The organism is Mesomycoplasma ovipneumoniae (genome assembly GCF_024758565.1).
Lineage (GTDB): Bacteria > Bacillota_I > Bacilli_A > Mycoplasmatales > Metamycoplasmataceae > Mesomycoplasma > Mesomycoplasma ovipneumoniae_B.
The window spans coordinates 247122-271366 of sequence record NZ_CP079199.1 but is presented as its reverse complement, the minus strand read 5'-3'; the positions used below and the strand labels follow the sequence as shown (position 1 = coordinate 271366).

At 27.7% G+C, this 24245-nt stretch carries 17 protein-coding genes and 1 CRISPR repeat array (1 of these 18 only partly in view); of the genes, 12 read left to right on the top strand and 5 right to left on the bottom strand.

Annotated elements, in window-relative coordinates; all coding sequences use genetic code 4:
* A CRISPR array of direct repeats spans nucleotides 1–3091; the repeat unit is 36 nt; unit sequence GTTTTACTCTAATAAGAAATTGTACAGCACAAAAAC (it extends 1368 nt beyond the left edge of the window).
* 68 nt (nucleotides 3092–3159) lie between these two features.
* From KW512_RS00920 to cas1, 3 genes are read right to left on the bottom strand one after another with little or no spacing between them, the layout of a single operon-like run.
* Nucleotides 3160–3933, bottom strand: coding sequence for a hypothetical protein (locus KW512_RS00920; RefSeq protein WP_258841643.1), 774 nt, complete (start codon nucleotides 3931–3933; stop codon nucleotides 3160–3162).
* Nucleotides 3933–4277 carry a CRISPR-associated endonuclease Cas2 gene (gene cas2, locus KW512_RS00915; RefSeq protein ID WP_044284037.1) on the bottom strand — a complete coding sequence of 115 codons (345 nt, stop codon included), beginning with the start codon at nucleotides 4275–4277 and terminating at the stop codon, nucleotides 3933–3935. Before cas2 ends, KW512_RS00920 begins: the two co-directional genes overlap by 1 nt.
* Nucleotides 4267–5121: a type II CRISPR-associated endonuclease Cas1 gene (gene cas1 / locus KW512_RS00910; protein ID WP_258841642.1), complete on the bottom strand. Its 855-nt coding sequence runs from the start codon at nucleotides 5119–5121 to the stop codon at nucleotides 4267–4269. The genes cas2 and cas1 overlap by 11 nt, the downstream gene beginning before the upstream one ends.
* Before the next feature lie 966 nt (nucleotides 5122–6087).
* Between cas1 and leuS the strand changes: the two genes are divergently transcribed.
* From leuS to nusG, 12 genes are read left to right on the top strand one after another with little or no spacing between them, the layout of a single operon-like run.
* Nucleotides 6088–8460 (top strand): leucine--tRNA ligase, encoded by a 2373-nt coding sequence (gene leuS / locus KW512_RS00905; protein ID WP_258841834.1) that lies wholly within the window; start codon nucleotides 6088–6090, stop codon nucleotides 8458–8460.
* 6 nt (nucleotides 8461–8466) lie between these two features.
* The gene (locus tag KW512_RS00900; protein WP_258841641.1) at nucleotides 8467–10461 is read left to right on the top strand and encodes a DHH family phosphoesterase; all 1995 of its coding nucleotides are present in this window, start codon (nucleotides 8467–8469) and stop codon (nucleotides 10459–10461) included.
* Nucleotides 10442–10879: a 50S ribosomal protein L9 gene (gene rplI / locus KW512_RS00895; protein ID WP_258841640.1), complete on the top strand. Its 438-nt coding sequence runs from the start codon at nucleotides 10442–10444 to the stop codon at nucleotides 10877–10879. Before KW512_RS00900 ends, rplI begins: the two co-directional genes overlap by 20 nt.
* Nucleotides 10872–12269, top strand: a complete 1398-nt coding sequence (gene dnaB / locus KW512_RS00890) for a replicative DNA helicase (RefSeq protein WP_258841639.1) — start codon at nucleotides 10872–10874, stop codon at nucleotides 12267–12269. The genes rplI and dnaB overlap by 8 nt, the downstream gene beginning before the upstream one ends.
* On the top strand, nucleotides 12269–13507 hold the full coding sequence (locus KW512_RS00885; protein ID WP_258841638.1) for a CNNM domain-containing protein: 1239 nt from the start codon (nucleotides 12269–12271) through the stop codon (nucleotides 13505–13507). The genes dnaB and KW512_RS00885 overlap by 1 nt, the downstream gene beginning before the upstream one ends.
* Nucleotides 13485–14180, top strand: coding sequence for a M48 family metallopeptidase (locus tag KW512_RS00880; protein WP_258841637.1), 696 nt, complete (start codon nucleotides 13485–13487; stop codon nucleotides 14178–14180). The genes KW512_RS00885 and KW512_RS00880 overlap by 23 nt, the downstream gene beginning before the upstream one ends.
* Nucleotides 14167–15375 (top strand): cysteine--tRNA ligase, encoded by a 1209-nt coding sequence (gene cysS / locus KW512_RS00875; protein ID WP_258841636.1) that lies wholly within the window; start codon nucleotides 14167–14169, stop codon nucleotides 15373–15375. The genes KW512_RS00880 and cysS overlap by 14 nt, the downstream gene beginning before the upstream one ends.
* 33 nt (nucleotides 15376–15408) lie before the next feature.
* Nucleotides 15409–16098 carry a 23S rRNA (guanosine(2251)-2'-O)-methyltransferase RlmB gene (gene rlmB, locus KW512_RS00870; RefSeq protein WP_258841635.1) on the top strand — a complete coding sequence of 230 codons (690 nt, stop codon included), beginning with the start codon at nucleotides 15409–15411 and terminating at the stop codon, nucleotides 16096–16098.
* A gap of 24 nt (nucleotides 16099–16122) precedes the next feature.
* On the top strand, nucleotides 16123–16674 hold the full coding sequence (locus tag KW512_RS00865; RefSeq protein WP_258841634.1) for a sigma-70 family RNA polymerase sigma factor: 552 nt from the start codon (nucleotides 16123–16125) through the stop codon (nucleotides 16672–16674).
* Between the two features lie 41 nt (nucleotides 16675–16715).
* Nucleotides 16716–16856, top strand: coding sequence for a 50S ribosomal protein L33 (gene rpmG / locus KW512_RS00860; RefSeq protein WP_010320912.1), 141 nt, complete (start codon nucleotides 16716–16718; stop codon nucleotides 16854–16856).
* Nucleotides 16856–17092: a preprotein translocase subunit SecE gene (gene secE, locus KW512_RS00855; protein WP_010320911.1), complete on the top strand. Its 237-nt coding sequence runs from the start codon at nucleotides 16856–16858 to the stop codon at nucleotides 17090–17092. The genes rpmG and secE overlap by 1 nt, the downstream gene beginning before the upstream one ends.
* An 18-nt stretch (nucleotides 17093–17110) precedes the next feature.
* Nucleotides 17111–17686: a transcription termination/antitermination protein NusG gene (nusG, locus tag KW512_RS00850; protein WP_258841633.1), complete on the top strand. Its 576-nt coding sequence runs from the start codon at nucleotides 17111–17113 to the stop codon at nucleotides 17684–17686.
* Between the two features lie 249 nt (nucleotides 17687–17935).
* Here nusG and KW512_RS00845 read toward each other — a convergent pair whose 3' ends face one another.
* Nucleotides 17936–21571: an Mbov_0399 family ICE element protein gene (locus tag KW512_RS00845; protein WP_258841632.1), complete on the bottom strand. Its 3636-nt coding sequence runs from the start codon at nucleotides 21569–21571 to the stop codon at nucleotides 17936–17938.
* Nucleotides 21571–24213 (bottom strand): Mbov_0397 family ICE element conjugal transfer ATPase, encoded by a 2643-nt coding sequence (locus KW512_RS00840; protein WP_258841631.1) that lies wholly within the window; start codon nucleotides 24211–24213, stop codon nucleotides 21571–21573. The genes KW512_RS00845 and KW512_RS00840 overlap by 1 nt, the downstream gene beginning before the upstream one ends.
* Nucleotides 24214–24245: the final 32 nt, after the last annotated feature.

The window sequence follows — 24245 nt, the reverse complement described above, 5'->3', positions numbered from 1 at the left end:
TGAGGCAACATCGTAATTTGTTTTACTCTAATAAGAAATTGTACAGCACAAAAACCTTGTTCGATTTTTAGTTTACGAATTAAATGTTTTACTCTAATAAGAAATTGTACAGCACAAAAACCATGAGCATTTGATAGTATAGTATCATTTTGTTTTACTCTAATAAGAAATTGTACAGCACAAAAACTCGGGGAGCATTGTAATTTCAATAAAATTTGTTTTACTCTAATAAGAAATTGTACAGCACAAAAACATCATAATGCCTCAAAAGATTTTAGAAAGGTTTTACTCTAATAAGAAATTGTACAGCACAAAAACAAGATTGACAATTATTCCGGGCAATATTTAGTTTTACTCTAATAAGAAATTGTACAGCACAAAAACATGACGGCAAAGCGACGGGTGAAGCAAATGGTTTTACTCTAATAAGAAATTGTACAGCACAAAAACATGATACGATAATGAAAATGAATTGCCACAGTTTTACTCTAATAAGAAATTGTACAGCACAAAAACTCAATTTCAATTTTATAATCGCCTGTTAAAGTTTTACTCTAATAAGAAATTGTACAGCACAAAAACTTGTTCAAATTCTAGCTTGTCTTTAATAGAGTTTTACTCTAATAAGAAATTGTACAGCACAAAAACATGGGAACTATAACAGACGAACAATTAAGGGTTTTACTCTAATAAGAAATTGTACAGCACAAAAACTAAAAGGTCGACAATATTTCAACTGAAAATGTTTTACTCTAATAAGAAATTGTACAGCACAAAAACATGAGGGTAAAGAAACTTTATTTGATTTTAGTTTTACTCTAATAAGAAATTGTACAGCACAAAAACACCCGTTCAGGGAAAACCCAAAAATTTATTGTTTTACTCTAATAAGAAATTGTACAGCACAAAAACGCTAATTTAGACAAAGTAATACATTTTAGAGTTTTACTCTAATAAGAAATTGTACAGCACAAAAACCGTCTAAAATTTGAGAAATAAAATTTGTTTGTTTTACTCTAATAAGAAATTGTACAGCACAAAAACCCATAATCATAATAATAATTAAAACCATCAGTTTTACTCTAATAAGAAATTGTACAGCACAAAAACCGAATTTTTGTGTTTGTTCAGAAATATCTTTGTTTTACTCTAATAAGAAATTGTACAGCACAAAAACTAATATTTAATAAAAAATTATTAACATAAAGTTTTACTCTAATAAGAAATTGTACAGCACAAAAACCAACTCAAGAGACACCAACTCAAACCCAAACGTTTTACTCTAATAAGAAATTGTACAGCACAAAAACGGTTGTTTTTAATTAAGGTTAAGTCTTTATGTTTTACTCTAATAAGAAATTGTACAGCACAAAAACATAGCATTTTTTGAAATATTTAATTTGTTTGTTTTACTCTAATAAGAAATTGTACAGCACAAAAACTATAAATGGAGTGACAAAATATAAAAAAAAGTTTTACTCTAATAAGAAATTGTACAGCACAAAAACGTTTCAAAATTTAATGCTATCGGGTTAAAAGTTTTACTCTAATAAGAAATTGTACAGCACAAAAACTTATATCGAACTTATCTCGTTTATCAAAACGTTTTACTCTAATAAGAAATTGTACAGCACAAAAACAATCAGAGCAAAAGATTTACCACAATATCAGTTTTACTCTAATAAGAAATTGTACAGCACAAAAACAGTTCCGGCTATATCTAATTTTGAAACTAAGTTTTACTCTAATAAGAAATTGTACAGCACAAAAACGAGAAGATACCAACTCTCATTTTTATAAATGTTTTACTCTAATAAGAAATTGTACAGCACAAAAACAAAGGCACATTTTCTAATATCTAGGTGGTTGTTTTACTCTAATAAGAAATTGTACAGCACAAAAACGCAAATAATTTTGATATTTTTAGAAATACAGTTTTACTCTAATAAGAAATTGTACAGCACAAAAACGAAAGATAGGGTTTGGGTCGTAAACCCCGGGTTTTACTCTAATAAGAAATTGTACAGCACAAAAACTTAGAAAAGAATTAAAAAAACAAAACAAAAGTTTTACTCTAATAAGAAATTGTACAGCACAAAAACGGTGGTGCTTCACCCGTCACTCACCCCCTTGTTTTACTCTAATAAGAAATTGTACAGCACAAAAACTTTGACTAAAAGTTTTAGACGCCTAAAAGGGTTTTACTCTAATAAGAAATTGTACAGCACAAAAACGTTGTTCAATATTAAAACCTGCGCTATTAAGTTTTACTCTAATAAGAAATTGTACAGCACAAAAACAAAAAATACTTATTGAAAGGCATAATAAAGTTTTACTCTAATAAGAAATTGTACAGCACAAAAACAGCATTGAATTTATCTCTTGCTCTGAAATTGTTTTACTCTAATAAGAAATTGTACAGCACAAAAACGGATCATACGGAGGGTCTAAAAAGACAAAGGTTTTACTCTAATAAGAAATTGTACAGCACAAAAACTGTCTACATTTAATTGGTCTAAGACATAAAGTTTTACTCTAATAAGAAATTGTACAGCACAAAAACAAACAGTTTAGTAACTATTTGATTATTAGTGTTTTACTCTAATAAGAAATTGTACAGCACAAAAACAAATATTGAGGAGTTAATTAATGAGTAAAAGTTTTACTCTAATAAGAAATTGTACAGCACAAAAACTTTGAAAAAAAGGATCTTTTTTTTGCAAAAGTTTTACTCTAATAAGAAATTGTACAGCACAAAAACATGACTCATTTTTCTTTGCCGTTTTCTATTGTTTTACTCTAATAAGAAATTGTACAGCACAAAAACATATTAAAAATAAATGGTTTACTTGGATCGGTTTTACTCTAATAAGAAATTGTACAGCACAAAAACTCACCCGTCCGCTTGCTTGCCCTAGCCCCTGTTTTACTCTAATAAGAAATTGTACAGCACAAAAACTATATGATCTCAGCAGGCAGTAGACTAAATGTTTTACTCTAATAAGAAATTGTACAGCACAAAAACAATCAAAGCAAAAGATTTGCCGCAATACCAGTTTTACTCTAATAAGAAATTGTACAGCACAAAAACCTCATTTCAAAGAAAAAAACTGATTTTCTTTGTTTTTTTCTCAAAAAACCAGTTGTTTTTGAGGTTTTTTATTCAAAAAATGTTCTTTTGATGATGTTAATGTGAAAACGAAACTCGTTTTTTTCATTTAAATCTGAAAATAGAGGTTCACTTTCTAGAATTTCCTTATTTTTATGATTTTCAAAATAGCTAATAATTGGCAATGGTGTTTTGATATCAATAATCGTTTTATCTTTATAAAAGCCAACAAGCTCGAGTTGGTCATATTTATTTATATATTTAGTAAAATCAGTAGTTAAAATTATAAATTTTGTATTTGTAAACTGTAATAAGTCAATTAAATTAATAAATTCTAAATCTTTGAAAATAACTAAAGGATCAGGTTTGTTTGCAAAAACAATTTCCATTATTTTTGCAAAATTATTTTTTGAAAGTAGAATATTTGGATTAATTTCAAATAGTGACTTCAATAATTTAGTATTATCAATTTGATATTCAAGTAGTTCAAAACCTAATAAAGTATTAATTTTATCAATTATGGATAGAATTTCTTGATTATTAAAAAAATTGCTATTTTGTCACATTTCATCTTGGATAATTTGGTTACCTAATCAATTTTTCGGGCTTAGACTAAGAAAATCAGTGATTTTGTTTAAATAAGTAAAAACGCTAATATCTTTAATTGAATAAAGTTTTCCATCAAAATCAATTGACTGAACACCTTTTGATTGCTCATATTCAAAAAGGTCGTGTAAAAAAAGGTCAATATTTTCGCATTCAATAATTTTAATATTTTCCTTAAATTCAATTAAATTTGCTTTGTTATTAAAAAAATTTAACATTATAATTTTATATACTCCTGCTCAAAATTGATAATTTCGTTTTTAGATTTTGAACCACTTAGAATTTCCATATTTTGGTATTGTTGTTCGGTTAAAAGTAAAATACGAACATTTGAATTTTTGGGAATAATATTAATAATTTTTTTTCTTTCGGACTGATAAATTGTGTGCACAGGAATTATTTTGGCATAAATTGAATATTGAATCCGAATGTAGCCTAGTTTTAAAAGATTTTTAACAAACTTATTGTATTCAGGATTTTGTTGTTCATTTTCTGAATAAATATCATACATTAATAAAATCCGCATTTCTCTTGTATTTACCTCAATTATATTAGCTTGCATTTTTGTTTAACTCTAAAATTTCACTGATTTCAGCATCGATAAATTTTTTAAAACGAATCTTCTTATTTTTATAAGTAATATATTTATTAAAAGATGTAAATAAATCTTCTTTGAATTCTTGGAATAAAAAAAATTTTTTGTTAATATGGTCAAAAACGATTTGGTCAATTCAAAAGCGATAAGGTTCCATCAAATCACAAGCCAAAGGAAAATTATTATTAAAACTTTTATGATACACACCAAGCCGATTATCCATTCCTTTGGCACAAATAGCTCTGGCAACATAACTAAGTAAAACAGTGTAGCCATAATTTAAAAGACTATTAATGCGATCTTCGCCTTTTTGGTTGCGAATAAAATTTTCACCAAAAAGATGTTTAAAATATAATTTAGCCACATGACCTTCGCGATTTGTGACATCATGGTCTTCAACTTGGTCAATATATGAAGCCATTTTCTTTTCAATTTCAGTGTTAATGAGTTTTTTCTCGACTAAAGTATCGAGTGATCTTTGAATTTTTAGGCGAATAATTTTTTTCCAAGTTTTACCTTTGTATTCAAGAGACCATTTAATTTGTTCCTGAAAAACTTTATTATTATAATAGCCGCTGTAAGGAATTATTAGTGAATTTGGCAAATGATTTTTACAAATAATTATATTAACTTTCTTTTCAACAAGTTCGTTGATTAGTGGGATTGTAATAGTTGCTCGGTCATTTTCAAAAATAATAACTTCTACTGTGTCAATTGGGATTACAAATTTTTCAATGTCACGTTTAATAACAATATTGTCAAGGAAAAGTTTAATGTAGTCTGATTCGTTAATTTCAATAATTTTTTTCATTTTGCAAAATAATTTTAATTTTAAAACAATAATTATACAATAAAATTTCTTAATATGGTCACTAAAACTAATTTTGCCCAAAAGACAAAATATTTAATATTCCCATTTTTCTACTAATTTATACAGTATTGCCGTCTTATATTTTTTTTAAAATTTTTGTTTTTTGCATAAAAACAAAAAAAACCGCCTAGATGGCGGCAGTTGCGGCACTATATAAAATAGGCCTTATTTTTGTGCGACAATTTCTTATTAGAGTAAAACATAATTTATTGTGCATAGTTAATTATACAACAAATTTAAATTTTTTATCAAAAAAAAGAAAAAAATTAATTGCACTTAAATTAATACGGAATTTAGGTGGTTTTTAGTTATTTTTGTTTCTGCATTCAAGTTCAAATCTTACAAAATTTAGCGCTGAATTGTTGACTTGGTCAATGAATGTTTTGAAACTACCTGTTTTTCGCAGTTAAAAATTAATTGTTTTTAATATTAATTAATTATTGTGTAAAACAATACAAAAAAATTCAAACAATTATTTGCCAATATATTAGGTTATAGTTATAGAATTGCCCTGTTATATTTTTAAAATTTTAGTTTTTTTTACATAAAAACAAAAAAACCGCCTTGCGGCGGCAGTTGCGGCACTATATAAAATAGGCCTTATTTTTGTGCGACAATTTCTTATTAGAGTAAGCATAAGTTATTATGCATTTTTAATTATACAACAAATTTAAATTTTTCATTAAAAAAAATAAAAAAAATTAATTGAACTTAAATTAATACGGTAATTTAATGGTTTTTAGTTATTTTTGTTTTTTCCTTCAAGTTTAAATCTTATAAAATTTAGGTCTAATCGTTGACTGGTTAATGAAAAGCTTAAAACAACTTGTGGCACAACCAATATTTTATCTAACATTATTTTACTTAAATTTAGCCTTTTTATATTATAATTTAATATTTAGTATCATGTATGACCATAAATTAATAGAAAAAAAATGACAAAACTATTGGCAAAAAAATAACGTTTTTGAAACGAGCGAATCTTCAGATAAAAAAATCTATATTTTAGATATGTTTCCTTATCCTTCGGCAGCCGGATTACATCTAGGGCATCCAATTGGATATACAGCATCAGATATAATTGCAAGATTTAAACGCCTTAATGGTTTTGATGTTCTTCACCCGATGGGTTGAGATGCTTTTGGTCTTCCGGCTGAACAATATGCAATTCAAACAGGCAACCACCCTGCAGATTTTACTAAAAAAAATATTGAAAATTTTAAAGAGCAAATAAATTCTTTTGGTTTTTCATATGATTGAAGTAAAGAAATTAACACAAGTGATCCAAAATTCTATGAACAAACCCAGTGAATTTTTAAACTTTTATATAAGGTTGGCCTAGCTGAAATTCGTCAGACACAAGTAAATTGATGTCCAAAATTAGGCACAGTTTTAGCAAATGAAGAAATAAGTCGTGACAAAGACGGAAATTTAGTCAGTGAACGGGGTAGTTTTCCTGTTGAAATTAAAAAAATGGATCAGTGGGTGCTAAAAATCACAAAGTATGCCCAAAAATTGCTTGATGGTCTTGAAAATATAAATTTCCCTGAGTCACTAAAGTTGCTCCAAAAAAAATGAATCGGCAAGTCCCAAGGTGTTATTCTTAAGTTTTACTTTGAAAATAGTCAAGATTTTATTGAAATATTTACAACCAAAATTGAGACTATTTATGGCGTTAGTTTTTTAGCTATTTCACCTTTGCATGATTTTGCAACAAATCTTGCAAAAAAAGATGCAAAAATTAGTGACTATATTGAAAAAAACAGTTTTTCTAGCCCCAAACTTCAAAGTCAAATTTCTGGTATATTTACTAATTTATACATGATTCACCCGTTAAATTCTCAAAAAATTCCGCTTTATATTGCAAATTATGTGCTAAATGACTACGGAACTTCGGCAATTATGGGAGTTCCAGCCCATAATTTAAATGATTTAGAATTTGCTAAAATTTTTGCAATTGACTATTCAGAAGTAATAAATGATAAAAATCTCCTTATAAATTCAGCAGAATTTGACAATTTTGAAGCCCAAAGTGCTTCAAAATTAATCTTTGAAAAATTAGAAAAATTAAGCCTAGCAAAAAAAAGTATTTCTTATAAAATTAAAGACTGAGTTTTTTCAAGACAAAGATATTGAGGCGAGCCTTTTCCTGTTTATTTTGATCAAGATGGCAAAATCTATCTTGAAGAAAAAATTGTTGAACTCCCACATTTAGAAAAAATTGTTCCCTCAGGTGATGGTCAGTCCCCACTTGCTTTACAAAAAGATTGAGTTTTTTTTGAGAAAAACGGCAAAATCTACCGCCGCGAGACTAATACAATGCCCCAATGAGCTGGAAGTTCATGGTATTATCTTGCTTTTATTTTAAAACAAAAAGATGGTACATATTTAAAATTAGACTCAAAAGAAGCCTATAAAAAACTGCAAAAATGACTTCCAGTTGATATTTATATTGGCGGACAAGAACATGCAGTTGGCCATTTACTTTATTCACGTTTTTGACATAAAGTTTTATTTGAGGCTGGTATTGTTTCAAATTCTGAGCCTTTTGACAGAGTTATTCACCAAGGAATGTTACTTGGACCTGATGGCCAAAAAATGTCTAAATCAAAAGGAAATATTATAAATCCTTATACAGTTTTGGATAAATATGGCGCTGATAGTGTTCGAATTTTTCTAATGTTTATGGGGCCAATTAATGAAAATCGCGCCTGGGATGAAAAAGGTGCAAATTCAATTTATGCTTGAATTCAAAGGGTTATTAGAATTATTTTAAAAGATTATAAAATTGATCCTGAGCTCGAAAAAGATTCTGAATTTAGCTACTTTTATAATAATTTTGTCTTTGAAATTACTAATTTAGTCCAGGATTTTAAGTTTAATGTGGCTATTTCTAAATTAATGGTCTATATTAATTTTTTAAGTAAGCTTGAAGCCATACCGTCAAAAAAATATCTTGTTGATTTTTTAGTAATTCTATCGATTTTTGCCCCTCATATTTCAGAGGAATTATTAGAAAAATTAGAGCAAAAACCGCTTCATTTTCACGCCTGGCCTCAATTTGACAAGTCTAAAATTGTAAAAAATACTTATAATTTACCTGTTTCAATAAACGGTAAAACTAGAGCAATTTTGGAATTAAATGATGAGCAAGCCGAAGACGAAATTATTGAAATTGCCGAAAAACACTATAAAATACAGCATTTTTTAGAAAATCACTCAATAGTCAAGACCATTTTTGTACCTAAAAAAATTTTAAATTTCATTGTAAAAAAATAAGCACTCATGAAAAAATTTCTTTTCCCCTTTTCAATTTCATTTATAAGTTTTTTACTTGAAATTACAACTTTATTACTAAAAGTTATTTTTAATGATGACTTTGATTTTTACCTTTTTTTCACATTAGCTGTCGGAATTTTCATAATTTTTATTATCTCGCTAATAGTTGGAATTGTTGTTTTTTACCAATTTATAATTAAGCAAAACCACTTTTATTACCAAAAATTCGACCTTATTAACGAGGAAAATAATATTGGAATTGTTAATTTATCATCAACATATAAAATTACAAAAGTTTCAAAATATGTTAAAGATTTATACCCAGAAAGACTAGTAAATCGTGATATTTTTTATCTTTTTCCCCAATATAAAAAGGTTGAAGATATTCCACCAAAATTTGAGATAAAAAGGGGAAATAACTGGTTTGAAATTAATTATAATAAATTTGCATATTGAATTTCTTATCGTGATATCACACTTTTTAAGTCAATTTCGCAAGGTTATGAGAATAATTCGCTTGTTTTTGCAGAGGTTGAGGTTGATAATTTTGTCTCAACTAATTTTCGCAGTAGCGATCAAGATTATCCTAAAATTAAAATTTTTATTAATGATTTTTTTGAGAAACTGTCACAAAAATATAAATTTTTGTATAAAGAATACGCAGATGGCCGGATTATGTTAGTTTTACATTATGAAACATTTGTACTTTGACAAAAAAATCATTTTTACATTTTTCGTGATGAGAGCACTAAAATTGATGATACAACCGAAGTTTGATTTTCAGTCGGTTTTGGAATTGGCACAACAAATTTAGTGGAAGTAAAAAGACTAGCAAATGAGGCCTTAATTTTTTCAAAAACCCGTGGTGGAAATCAAGTTTCAATTTATCCTTATGGAAAAAGACCTTTTTCTTATGGTTCTTATAGTGAATCTCTCAGCCTCCATTCGCTTGTTAGACTTAGAAGAATTGCCCGTCTTTTGGTTGAAAAATTGGAAAAAATTGATAATATAATAATTTATGGACACATTAATTCTGACTTAGATTCATTTGGTTCTGGTTATGTTCTGGGTAATTTTTTAAAAAGATATGCTGAAGTTATTTATAAAAGAAAAATTAATTTTTATATCCAAAATCAGACTTTTGACACGACAACGACAAGATTTTTATCGCAAGCTGATTTTATCAAGAAAAATATTTTTATATCCCGCTCAGTTGCCTCAAAAATTACAATGGCTTCAAAAAATAATGATACTTGCCTTGCTATTTTAGTCGATGTGTCTGACGTTGAGCGAATTGAAAACAAAAAAGCGCTTGATCAAATTAATTTGGAAAATGTTTTTGTCTTTGACCATCACGGAATTAATTCCAAAATGCAAGGAATTTTGGAATTAATTCATGACTATATTGATGTCTCATCTTCATCAACATGTGAAATTATTACGCATTTAATTTTACTAACAATTCATTCAGATATAAGCATTGATCAAGAATGGGCCCAAATTTTGCTTAACGGTTTATATGTTGACTCGGCCCAGTTTAAAAAAACTGCCAGTGCTTCAACTTTTGCGGCCGTCTCCGCCCTTGTTCGTTGAGGTGCAAAAACTGCAAAAACTGGCGAATTTCTCAAACTTAATGAAAATGAGTCAAAAATTATTAAAGAAATTCTTGAAAATGTCACCGAAGTTAAGCCAGGTTTTTTCCTTGCAAGTGTTGACCGGGAAATTGATACTGATTTAGTCTCGATTGCTTGTGAGCAAATTTTGTTAGTTAAAAATCGTCAAGCTGCCTTTGTTGTGGCAAAATTACCGCAACAAAAAAATTATAAAATGTCAGCTCGAGGTGTTGAAAATGTTAATGTTCAATATATAGCAGAGCAAGTTGGTGGAGGCGGAAATGTAACTTCAGCAGCTGCTTATTCAACAGTTGAGACTTTTTCTGAATTTGTTGAAAATATTAAACTTGCAATTCAAAGGAGAGAATATGAAAGTAATTCTACTTAAAGATACAAAAGATGGTCGTGCAAACACTGTTGTTGAGGTTTCAGCTGGTTATGCTAGCAATTATTTGTTTAAAAATAATTTAGCAGAACCTTTTAATCCAAGAACTGAAAAACTTTTAAAAGAAAGGCTAAAAAAAATTGAAGCTGAAAAGGAAAACAAAAAAAATCAAGCAGTTCAACTAAAGTCTCAAATTGAAAACACTGTTTTGTGATTTAAATTAAAAGGTACACTTGATTCAGTCCACGGGGCAATTTCGGCTAAAAAAATAAAAAAAGAACTTGAGACCAAAGATATTTTTATTGATAAGCACTTAATTCAAACTGCAGGAATTTCTAATTTTGGAACAAGTTATGTTACTATTAAATTAAGCCCTGAAATTAGTGCTACTTTAAAAATAAATGTTGTAAAAGATGAATAATTCGCGCTATACTTCCCCCGATATTGAGTCATTTATAATTTCTTTTTTGCTTTCAAATCCCAGAAAAATTATCAATTATATTGACGCAATCGACCCTAATGATTTTAGCGATCTAAGACTAGTTGAAATTGCCAAAGCAATTAAAAATGTTGTTGCTAGTGTCCCTGATCCTGAAGTTAATTTAATTATTGAAGAACTGCAAAAAAATCAAAAACTGGAAAAAATTGGCGGCAAGTCATTCATAATTTGACTTTATAATAATAATTTTTCTTTGCCTTCAGAAATTACTTCGCACTTACGGATTGTCAGCGAGAAAAAAACTCTGCGTCAGCTCAAAAAAATTATTGAAGAATCAAGCCACGAACTCGACTTTGGTAAAAAAACATCACTAGAAATTACAAGTCAAATTGTTGACAAAATTAATCTTTTGACTTTAGACAGTGCCAAACAGTCTTTTTATTCAATTTATGAAATTGCCCAAGAAATTTTTCAATTTATTACTGAACTTCGCACAAGTAAAAATCCTATTAAAGGAATTTCGACTGGTTATGATAATTTAGATGTTGTTACTTCTGGTTTTCAAAGGGGTGAACTTGTAATTTTAGCAGCTCGTCCGTCAGTTGGAAAAACAGCTTTTGCCCTTAATCTAGCCTGAAATGTTTGCAAAAGTGGAAAATCTGTTCTATTTTTTGCCCTTGAAATGTCAAACACAGATTTAGGAACCAGGCTTTTATCACTTGTCTCTGGAATTGAGTCAAATAAATTCAAAACACCTAAAAATTTACGGCCTGAAGATTTAATAAAAATTGAAAAAGCAATTTCTAAACGACTAAAAGAGGCAAAACTCACCATAAATGATTCAGGTTCTATCAATATTGACGACATTTTTTGAGAGGTTCAAAAACGTTATCGCAACAATACCAAATATGATCTTATTATTTTTGACTATTTACAACTAATAAATTCAAGCGCAAATAATCAAAATTACAACCGTCAAGTCGAGGTTTCAATTATTTCCCGGAAATTAAAACAGCTAGCTCGCGCAGTTAATACGCCAATTATTGCTCTGTCGCAACTTTCAAGAAATGTCGAACGAAGAGAAGATAAAACTCCTTTACTTTCAGATTTACGTGAATCTGGAGCTATTGAACAAGATGCTGACCTTGTTGCTTTTTTACACCGCGACAATTATTATAATAAAAAAGAAGATGATCAGTCTAATTTTGACAGCGGACCAAATACAAAATTAATTATCGCAAAACACAGAAATGGTCCAACTGGAACGCTATTTTTTAATTTTTTACCTGAAATTGGTCAATTTGTTGCCGCCCTTGATTTTAATGTTTCAAGCAAAAATAAAAATGAAATAAATTTAGGATTAGAGGACTAATGCCGGGTTATTTTATTGCTTTAGGAATTGTTTTATTATTTTTATTTTTAATTTCGGCCATTTTTTCAGCAAGTGAAACCGTTTTTACCGCCACAAGTCGGGCAAAAGTTGATGAAAATATTTCTGATTCTTTTTGAGGAAAAAAGCAAATTCTTAAATATTATGATAATTATGAAAAAACTTTAACAATCATTTTGATTTGAAATAATATTGTAAATATCGGAATTTCTATTATAATTTCGGCACTTTTTTCTAATTTAGCAATTAATGAATCTTTACAAATTTTAATTTCAATAGCAGCAACAACTCCACCTTTAATAATTTTTGGTGAAATTTACCCTAAAATTTTTGGTCGAAAAAAACCAATTTTATTTTTAAAGTCTTTTTGGATTTTTATTAGTTTTTTTTACTATTTTTTACTTCCTTTAGCGGCTTTAATGACTAAATTTGTCAAAAAAATCAATGTAACAAACACTGAAAATGAGTTAAAAAAAATAATTTTACAAGCTCACCAAGAAGATGTTCTTGAAAAAGATGAATCTGATTTGGCAATTAGAGCGCTTGAATTTGACTCTTTTAAAACCGCCAAACACTTTACCAAACTTGAGGATGTTGTCTTTGTAAAATACGAAGATAGTCTTGAATCGATCAAAGAAGTAATAATTGACTCAAATTTTTCTCGAATTCCTGTTTGAAAAGACGACAATTTTGTTGGAATTTTACTTTCAAAAGACATTTTACATCTTGATAAATTTGATATTAATGATCATATAATAAAAACTCCTCTTCTTCTTGCGACATCTTTGATTAAAACAAATTATGAGATTTTGAAAAAATCAAAATCTCATTTAGGCTTTGTAGTTGAGTCAAAAAAATCACAAAAAATTGTTGGAATTCTTACATTTGAAGATATACTTGAGTGTCTTTTGGGTCCAATTTATGATGAGTATGATTATCGTGATGACCTTGATTTTTACCAAATTAGCCCAAATCAGATTACAACAAAAGCTGAAACTACTATTTTGACAATTAATAAAATTTTAGCGGTTAATCTTCCTGTTAATTTTAAAAATCTAAATCAGTGACTTTTATCCCAAAGTTCGAAAAAAAAGCTGGTTTTAGGGGCAAAATTCTATTTTGATTGGCCAACATATCAACTTGAATTTGAAATTATTGACAAAAGTGCAAATACAATTGAGCTAAAAATAACCAAAAATGAATTCCAACAAAAAAGCTAAGTTTCGCGAACTAAAAATTGATTTAAATGGTCAAAAATATCCGATTTTTGTTGAATTTAGGCCTAAAAGTTCGCGTTTAATAGTTAAATTAGTTGATGACTATATTCTTGTTCAGACCGGACTTATTTTAAGTGATGAAGTTTTAATTAGGAGTGTTAGAAATTCAAAATATTTTAATAAAATTATAAATATTTTGCCACTAAGGCAAGTATTACACTTTTCTGAATCTTTTTTTTACCTTTTTGGCAAAAAAAACTATTTTAGCTTAATAAAAACAAAAAATAAACTCTATTTGCAAAGTCAGTTAGTTATTTTTTCCTTAGGTCGGCCAAAAAATATTGAGGCTAAAATTGAAAAACTGTTAATGAAACATTTTGAAGACTACCTAATACAACGAACAAATTTTTGAACCAAAACTTTAGAAGTCCCTGATTATATAGTCAAACTATCACGAAAAAACACATCATGAGGCACCAATTATTATCGCCAAAAAATTCATTATAGCAAATATTTATTTGCATTTTCAAAGGAAATTATTGATTATGTAATTGTTCATGAGGTAGTTCACCATTTTTTTCGCAACCATGGCAAGCTTTTTTGGGAAAAAATTGGTAAAATTATACCTAATTACACTGATTTAGTTAAAAAATTAACAAATTATGAGCTCAACTAAAAGCAATTTTAATGTTTATCTTTGCGGTCCTACAGTTTATAATCACGTTCATATCGGCAATTTAAGGTCGGTAATTGTGTTTGATTTTTTAGTTTCAGTATGAAAATATTTTGGCAAAAAAGTTAATTTTGTCCAAAATATCACTGATATTGACGACAAAATTATCGAAAAAGCTATGGAATTAGGGCTAACTGAAGCTGAATTAAGTCAAAAATACATTTTGGAATATTTTAGTGTTCTTGAAACATTTAACGTTAAAAAACCTGACAAAATAATAAAAGTCACTGAAATTCTTGACAAAATTATTGACTATATTGTCGAGTTAAAAGATAAAAATTTTACTTATTTTAATCAAAACGGAGACCTTGTTTTTGATGCAAGTAAAATTGCAAATTATGGTGTAATTTCTCAACAAAAAATTGACAATTTGTATCAAAACAATCGTCAAACTAAATCTATAAATGATTTTGTTTTGTGAAAAAAAACAAAAAAAGGCGTACTTTTTGACTCGCCTTTTGGCCTAGGTAGACCCGGCTGACATACTGAGTGTTCAGCAATTATTTATAATCATTTTGAGAAAAATTCAGTGGATATTCACGGAGGTGGTGTTGATTTGGTTTTTCCGCATCATGAAAATGAAAATGCCCAACATTTTGCTTTAACAAATGAGGCAATTTCAAAAAAATGAATTCGCGTTGGCTTTGTAAATTTTAATGGTAAAAAAATGTCTAAATCAATAGGAAATATAATTTTTGCAAAAGAATTTGCCAAAAAATACGATCCAGATGTTCTTCGTAGCATTTTTTTATCAATAAATCCTAGTGTCCCAATTAATTTAACAGATGAATTAATCCAAAATCATCAAAAATTAATAACAAAATACAAAAAAATTTATTTTGACTGAATTCTTGACCCTAAAGAAATTGAAAAAAGCGCTGTTGAGCAAATTTTATTACTTATTGAAGAACAAAAATTTTCTAATGCTATTTTTTTAATCTCTAATTTAGCAAAACAAAGAAAGAATTCAGGAATTGTTTTTATATTCAAATTACTAAGATTTAGCTTTACAAAAAAAGAAATTAACTCTGAAGATCAAGAAAATATTCAAATCTGAAAAAAACTTCTTGAACAAAAAAAATATGAAGAAGCTGATAAATATCGCGAAAAATTATGAAAAAGGTTCATTTTTTCATAATTTTTTCCGCGTTTCATACGAAAGTGAAAAAATATGATTAAATATATCTGTGGCAAGAATTCGGTGATAGAAGCAATTAAAAATGGGTTTATTTTTAAACAAATTTACTGTTTAAAACAACCCGATAGTCCAATTTTTTCGAACCAAAAAGTACAAATAGTTAATAAAGATTTTTTAGATAAATTAGTTTTAGCAAACCACCAAGGCTTTGTTGGCGTTGTTGAAAACTTTAAATTTTTTGAAATTGATGTTTTAAACAAGGATAAACCTGAAATTGTTTTAGTTCTTGATCATATTCATGATCAAAATAATCTCGGTAACATTATTAGAACAGCAAATTGTTTTGGAATTAAGCATATAATTTTGCCAAAAAAGCGAGCAGCTAAACTAAATGAAACCACATTCAAAGTTGCATCAGGCGGTTTTATAGGTATTAAGTTTATTCTTGTAAATTCAATTGTAGCTGCAATTAATAAATTAAAAAAAATAGGTTTTTGAATTTATGCCACTGATTTAAGCGAAAAAAGTAAAAAAATTAATGAAATTCAGTTTAATTTTCCCTGTGCACTTATAGTTGGCAATGAGTCTACTGGAATTAAAAAAAGTAGTTTGTATGCTAGTGATGATTCATTTTTTATTCCAATGGAAGGTAAAATTGATTCTTTAAATGTTACAGTTGCAACGGGAATTATACTTTTTTATCTAAAAAACAAACAAAAATAAAGAACTATGAGGTATATTTACAAAATGTGATTAGATCGTAAGAAAAAAATAGCTAAAAATAAGAGATATTTTACCGTTTTAAATAAATATTCGCATATTTTATTAGCTTGTTCAAAACAAGTAATGAAAACTTTTGCCCTCACACCGATAACTTATCATGATTTATTTAATGCTTCAATCGATAAATTTGTACAGTTATATGAAGAATTTGACCCAAGTTTAGGTATCCCGCTTGAAAATTATCTTGTTCACAAAATTAAATTGTTTATGTTGGGATATGTGACTTCTTTTACTACAAAAAACTATCAAATAGCAAATTTTTCGGTTTCACTTGATGAATTACCTGAAAATATTGAATTTGCTGTTGAATCCGAGCTTCAAAAACTAGAAATTCAAGACATTTACAACCGAATTACCGAGTCTTTTGACGAACTTGAGATGGAAATGTTTGAAATGTTTTTTATTCAGGATATTCCAACTAATGTTATTGCTAAAAAAATTGGCATCACCACACAAAAGGTTAATGATTTTATTCGAACTACAAGTAATAAATTAAGAAGTTTTTTCCTAAATTAATATATAATTATAGACTGTAATGTTAAATTTTTAGGGTTAATATGAAGAAAAAAATTAGTCTAAGCTGCTTTGTTTGTAAAAATCGGAACTATAAAACAAATAAATCCCTTCAAACTCGCCTTCAGATTAATAAATTTTGCAAAATATGTCGCAAATCTACTTTACACCAAGAGGAAAAATAATGTGAAAAAAACAAGCAAAAAATATTAAAATTCCCGATGGGATAAAAAAAAGGAAAAAAAAATTTTTCTTTCGCCTTTTTATTAAAGAGATGAAAAGGGTAAAATGACCAACAAGTCGAGTCGCTTTTCAAAGTTTCGGGCAAACAATAATTTTTTCACTTATTTTTATGGCTGTTTTTTTCACAATTACAATTATTGCTGCCTATATTTGAAATCAAGCCGGAGTAGGAATTTAGAAAGGAGCAAAAAATATTATGAAAATATATAAGTGATATATGATTTCAACCATTTCATCAAAGGAAGATGTTGCAATTACTTTACTTAAAAATCGAATAAAATATGAAAATTTAGAAGAGCACTTTCAGGAAATAATAAAATTTGATGTCCCTTATTATGAGGAAAGCACAAACGGAAAAACTGAAAAAAAACTCAAATATCGTAATTTATATAAAGGCTACTTTTTTATCAAGATGAATATGGTTGATAAAGCCTGATTTGTTGTTAGAAATACTCAATATGTAACAGGACTTGTCGGTTCTCATGGTAGAGGAACTAAACCAACACCAATTTCAATACGACAATTTGAGCGAATGAAAGAAAATTGAAATCAAAAAATTCTTAGCTTTCAAGAAACTAATGATACTACTGCAATAAGTTGACAAATTGGTGATTGGGTAAAAGTGACTCAAGGACCTTTTTCTGACGATATTGGTAAAATTATTGAGATGAATGAGACTAAAACCTTAATAACAGTAGAACTTGAAAATGTTTTTGGGCGTAAAGCTCCTGCGACCTTTGAATATAAAAATTTAAAAAAGGTCAATAACTAAAATTTAAGTTTTAGTGATTGATTTTTAAATATTTTTTTAAATTTGAGCCTTATCTATCAAGGCTAAAATTTTTCTTCTTAGTTGATAAAACTTATCTAAAACAGCTATTATTTTGTTTTTTGAAAATTTTTTAAAAATTTAAAAAACTCCTTTCTTAAACAAAGTTTAAAAAAAAGTCTTTTACCTAAATAAAAGACTTTTTTTTTAATTTAACATTTGTGATTTTGACTTATTATTTTTCTGTGGCTTCTAATTTTTAAATTTTGCAATAAATTTGTTGTAAATCCAGAAACCAAAAAACAGTAATCCTATTATTGAAAAAATAATTAACGGAATTAGTCAATAAGCAGTGGATTTTGCAATATTGGACTCATCAGTAGTGTCAGAATTTTTTTCTAAACCACCAAAATTTAAATCACCTAAAGTTGAAAAATCTGAATTAAAAATAGTGAGTTCCTTTTTCCCATTTAGCTGAGGTGTTCCAGGTTTTAAAACAAGTGTTGCTTTTTCCAATTTTGGATTAGTTCGAAAATTATCTACAATTTGTGAAATATTCTGTAGGTACAAATATTTTTTTGAATCAATTTCCTCAGGTAAAAGAAGGTTATAGACATGATCTTTAATGGCATTTTCCAAATTATCACTATTTTTTGAGATAGAAAGACTAAATTCTTTGGCTTTAATTTGACTTAAATTGTTAATTTTAGGGTTATTTAGACTTCCTATAATATTAACGAGTTTAATAGTTTTTGATCCATAAAATTTATTAATTTGATTTTCCTTTACTTTTAGAGTCAAATTTCAAATTTTGTGAGGTATTTGTTCACTTTCTTCGATATTTTTTATCGCTTTTTCGACGATATTATCAAAATTTTCAATTACAAAGTCAAAATTATAGTTATATTTAACGTCTTTTCAACTCGCTTGGATTTGCTCCAAAATAAAATTTTTGGCATTTTGTAAATTTTCAATACCAGTAAGATTAATTCGCTCTAATAAAAGACCATCAAAAATATTTCTTGAATCCTGAAAAATATCACTATTTTTTATGCTTTTTTTCACAACAATAAAGGGAGTTTGTAAATGAAAGAACTCCTTAAATTCTGGTTTTAGATTAAAATTGGCGATTATATTTTCGTCATTCTCTTCTAAAAATAGATTCACTTTATCAAAATTTTCTTGATTTGAAAAGTAATCAATTATTTGAGTTGAATTTTGCAAATTTTGGTTTACTGTGTGCTTATCGTTTTTCAAATTAAATTTAATTTCAGTTTTATTTTCATTTTGCTCTGAATTTTTAATTTCAATATCAGAAAAACTTAAGATACCTAAAACTTCTTCAAAATTTTCTGTTTTTTTATCATCTTTTTTAACTATCTTAATGTCAAAATCGAATTTATTATCTTGACTCTGAACAATATTTTCAATTTTTATATCAATATTACTAGAATTTTCATTGTCATCTATAAAAAATTTTGATACTTCAGAAATCATTTCTGGGTTAATTTCGAGAGCTTTGCTACCTGTTGAGCTCGCAAAATCGTGATTTGAACCTGTGTTTTCGTTAATTGTCTGTTCTAAATTTTCAAAAGTTAAATTTTTTTGAACTAATAAGACAATTTTGTTCTTAATTTCGATATTTTCGTCTAATTTTTGATTAATTTTCTTAATTTGCTGTGTTTTTACAACATTATCTATAAAATTTCTTCAATATAACAAAATTTGTTCATAGGTCAGTTTTTTGATATTTTCGTTTGTTATTTTTTCTAGAAGTAAGTACTGTTCTAAAATTTGACCTGCTTTTGATTCCCAAAAAGGGATGATTGATTTATTTGGGAAAACATCATTAAAAAGCTGTGAACTTGAATTTTCACCAATAGAAACAATTTTATATGATGAAAGTCCTTTGTCAAATTTAGATGAAAAAAGTCAAACTCCCCCGATCGAAAAATATTTATTTGTACTATTTGTAATGTCGAATTTTTCTGATTTTTGGCCATTTTTGCTTAAAATTTCAAAATTTTCACTATTATCTGAGTCAACTAAATATCTAAAAGATGAAACTTTATCATTCTCAGGATTTGAATTTAAAACTATATTGGCGCCTTTTCCACTAACACTTGCTTCTGCAATGAACCCAAATTCTGATTCAAGACCTAAATTAAAACGCGAAACTTCGCTTGGAAGTTGAGCAAAATTGCTGTTTTCAGGTATAGAATCAGGATTTTTACCGGTTGATACTCAAACAATTTGCTTTTTAGTCCCAGTTTTTACGTCAATTAACGGATCATATTCAGGATTTTTAACTTTAACTCCAAATTGATCATAAATTACTTGACCATTTTTGTCTTTTAAGTAAGGTTCAATTAATTTTTGTTGATCCTTGTTATTTTTTGGATCTCAGGCAAATCACTTTATATCCATAATTGAATTTGCTGATTTAATTACAAATTCAATTTCATAGATGGCAACTAATTCTGAATTATCCTGTATTCTATTGTCTTTTTTAAATTTTTTAATTTCAATTTTATAACTATTTGTTGAATTTTGCTGGTTTTTTTGCTCAAGTCTTAAGTCCTCAAGATCATAATCAAAATTAAGATCCAAAACATCGACAGGATTTCCGTTTACATATAAAATTTCATTTTCATCTGGATTTGTAATGAAATTTAGCTTTATTTTATTATGATATTCTCATTTTCCACCGTATATTCTCCGAACTCCGCCCTCATATGTTCCGGTTTTTGGTTCAGAAATTTGCACTGGTTCGTCAATTTTTGACTGATAAGTTTTAGGATCATAAATATTGCCCGGAATAATTGTCAGTCTTTTTCAAAATTTATCATTATCCTCAAAAAACAAGTGCACATTCACTTTGCTATTTAACTGGAAATTGTAAAAATTTTTGTCCTGAGGGTGCTTAAATCTGATAAAAAATTCGATTTGTGTGTCACCAATAACGTTAAAATGTAGATCTGCGTTGTATTTTTTGTCTTCTTTAAAAAGTTTGCTTGAAAATTCAGCAACTTTTTTTTCAATTTCTTTTAGACCTTTTTGAGATGAAGTTAGCGAAAAACTTTGAATTTCATTATTATTTTGTTGATTTGTTTCAATATTTATCGAAATTTGATTATTTTTGATAATTGAGTTATTAAAATTTTGCCTTAAATCAGACAAATATTTTTCAAGCTCTACATCCTTATTTAGAACTCTTTTTTGGTATGAATATCGATATTGCAAATTTACAGTAAATTTTTTAATTTTATCTCTTTGTAATTCAAATCCCACGCTGTAAATTAAATGACTTATTTTTATATTTTTAAGATTAAAATTCTTTTCAAGTTCGCCAATTTTGTTTTTGGCATACTCATTTAAAATGTTTGAGATGTTGATTTTATTATGTTTTTTTGATGTAATTGATAATGAATTTCGATCAAAAATTGACTTATCATACTCGCCGTAAATGTTAAAAATTGTTTCTTCTTTTCAATTTCTGAATTTAGATTCATTTAAATAAAATTGTCAATTTCGACAATTTTCAAGTTGACTGCAATATTCAGGTGCAAAATTTTCATCTATTATTTCAGGTCTTGAGCCTGGTTTGTAAAATTTTTCTTTGATCTCTCGATCAAATCAATATGAATTTAGTTTTCTTATTTCACTTTTTGAGTTAATTTGTTTATCTTTTACTCATTCAAAACTAAATGAATCAGGTTGTCTTTCAATTTCTAAGTCAAATTGAGCACTAAAATTTGCAAATTCAGATTTTGTTTCATAATTATCATAATTATTTAATTTAAAATAAGTTGTGTTTTGGTAACCTGCTGACAAAAAAAGCGCAGGAACAAGGCCAGAAATTAAAAAAAATGGTATTTTTTTGCTCATTAATCTCCTTTGTTAATTAGTTTATCTCCTTTATCGAAAAATAATTTTTTTTCGGCATTGTTAAAATAACCTGAACAAATATATCGATCATTTAAATTTGCAGAAAAAATGAACTCGCCTATTTGGGCCAGCGCAATAAATTTTTTTTCTTCATCAGTAAGTCCGCCCGAAGATGAAAAAAGTTTGTCTACTTTATTTATATCGTTACTTTTTAAGTTAAAAAAGAAAGCATATTGGCAGTTTTCAATAATAGCTTCACTTTTTCGAGCAGCTTCCCCACTAATTGCAAAATCGCCGGGATTTTGTGTTGTTATTATCAAACCACCATTGTATTTACGAATAGTTTTAGCAATTTTAAACAAAAAATCTAGCGAGATTGTGTTTGATTCATCAATAAATCGGTGTGCTTCATCAACAATTAGGGTAATTTTTTTATTTTTGTAAAAATTTGTAGCAATTTTCCCTTCTATAAAGGACAGAATTAGAAAAAATGCTGCTTGGTAAATACGTTTTTCAAGATGCATCAATGTTGAAACATTAAATATTACAAGACCATTTTCAATATTAAAATTAGAATTTTGCCCATTAAAAAGTCTATTAAGTTTCCCGTATTTACTAAATTCGTACTCCAAAGTTGATGAGACAATCATTTTTTCATGCTGACTGATGTAGGAAAAATTCATTAATTTGTAATTAGCAATTAAGTCATCAATAGTTGGAAATTCATGTGGCTCAAGAAGGCTAACATCATTAAAAAGTGTATAAAAGTTCTTATTTTTATAAATTTCATTAACACATTCAATGATTGACATTAGCATTTTGTGGTCTAAATTTGGAAGCAAAATACCGAAAAAGCGCTCTAAATTTTGCAGGTGAAGCGAAATAGTTTCTGCATTGTTATAAATATTTGCATCAATAATTTTTGACTGAGGATTAAAAACTTTTTGAATTTGTAAAGGGTTAAAAATTGTTGATGATCCACTGGCAAAATTAATTGTATTTGCTTTTAGTTCTTCGCCTATTTTCCAATATTCGTTTTGTGGATCTAAAATAATCACTGAATTTCCGACAGCTTTATTATAAGTTAGTAATTTTTTTGTCAATGTTGACTTACCAGCGCCAGAAGTTCCTAAAATGAAACAATTTGAATTTTTTCGATCTTGATTTTGTAAAAAAAGATCGAAAAAAATAGGAGTATAATCAGTTTTACTAATCCCAATTATATTATAATTTCCGTCATTAAAATTTCGAGATGTAAAAGGAATTCCAAATGCAACATTACTTGCTTGCATTTCAATTTCTTCCTTTAAAAGGTTGCTAAAACGGAAAAAAAGTGAAGCAAAACCTTGCAATTGACGGTATTTTAGTGGATTTATTGTTCCGCCAATATTCCTTAAATTATTTCGATTTTTACTTTCAATTTCTTTAAGTTGAGATTTTGTCTCCCCCCAATTCAAAAAAATGAATGTCGAATAAAATATTTCTTCATTTGAAGAGCCAGCGATGTTAATTATTTCTTCAAGAGCTGCTCGCTCTGTAGCAGTTTTAGATTTTTGGACAACATTTTTTTGGTCATTCAAATTAGATTCTAAATTTTTTGCACCTCGATTAAAACTTGTTTCTTTTTCAGCGCTTGTTAGTCGATTTAAATGCCAAACAACGCTGCTATTTGTTGAAAAAAGTTGAGCCGCTCACCCAAGAGGAAGATTGAAAGGATATTCATTAATTGTTTGGACTGAAAAATAAATGTCATTAATTTTAAAATATTCTGGATGTCACTCAATTCTGTCTTGTGCCAAATATTTGCTAATATCATCACCTTCTCGAATTTTTTTATATTCCTGATCACTTAGAAAATCACTAAAATTGATTATTTTCAAATTTAGATCAAGTAAATCTCTAAGTGTGCAAGTTTTAGCGCGAAAACCTGTTGATGAAATGTTCGATCTGAGCAAATTAAGTTGCTGAAGCAAACTAACATCATTTTTTTCATAAATAATAATAAAATAGCGATGATGCAGATAAGTGTCAAAATTTGCAATATCATTTTTGTAAAATTGGCAAAAATTCTCGTTCAAATTAGCTTTACATTCTTCCTGATTTTGTAAAAAAAATAGTTTATTTTTTGTTAAATCATTAGGATGAGCAATTTTTACAATCGAAATTCGACTATTAACAGCATTAAGACTTGTTGTAAATTGTTCAAGAATTTGTTCAATTTTTTGACTTCCAATGCTAAAAATATCTTGACCATAAATTTCGATTCCAGCTATAAAACCGCCTGAAATTTTAATAAAATCCTGTTTAGCGCGACTATATGGCAATAAATTTCGTGTATTTGCGCTTGTAGAGGAAATTTTGCTATAAACTTTAGGTCTTGCAAGATAAAGAGCGATATACCAGATAATTTTATAACCTTTTAGTCCCCAATTTTTGTAGTATTTTATTAATGGAACTGTTCAAACTAGAAAAAAGGCAGTAGAAATTAACATTTTTACCAAAATAAATAAATTTTCAGGCAGTGCAAAACTAATAGAGGCAGAAACTAAAAACAAAACTATAATTATTGGAATGTCAATTAGCGTAATGTGTCGAAAAATTTGGATTTGAACGTTTTTAATTCGTTTATTTTGTAATTTCATAATTTACCTTCCAAAATACAAAATGTTTGTAT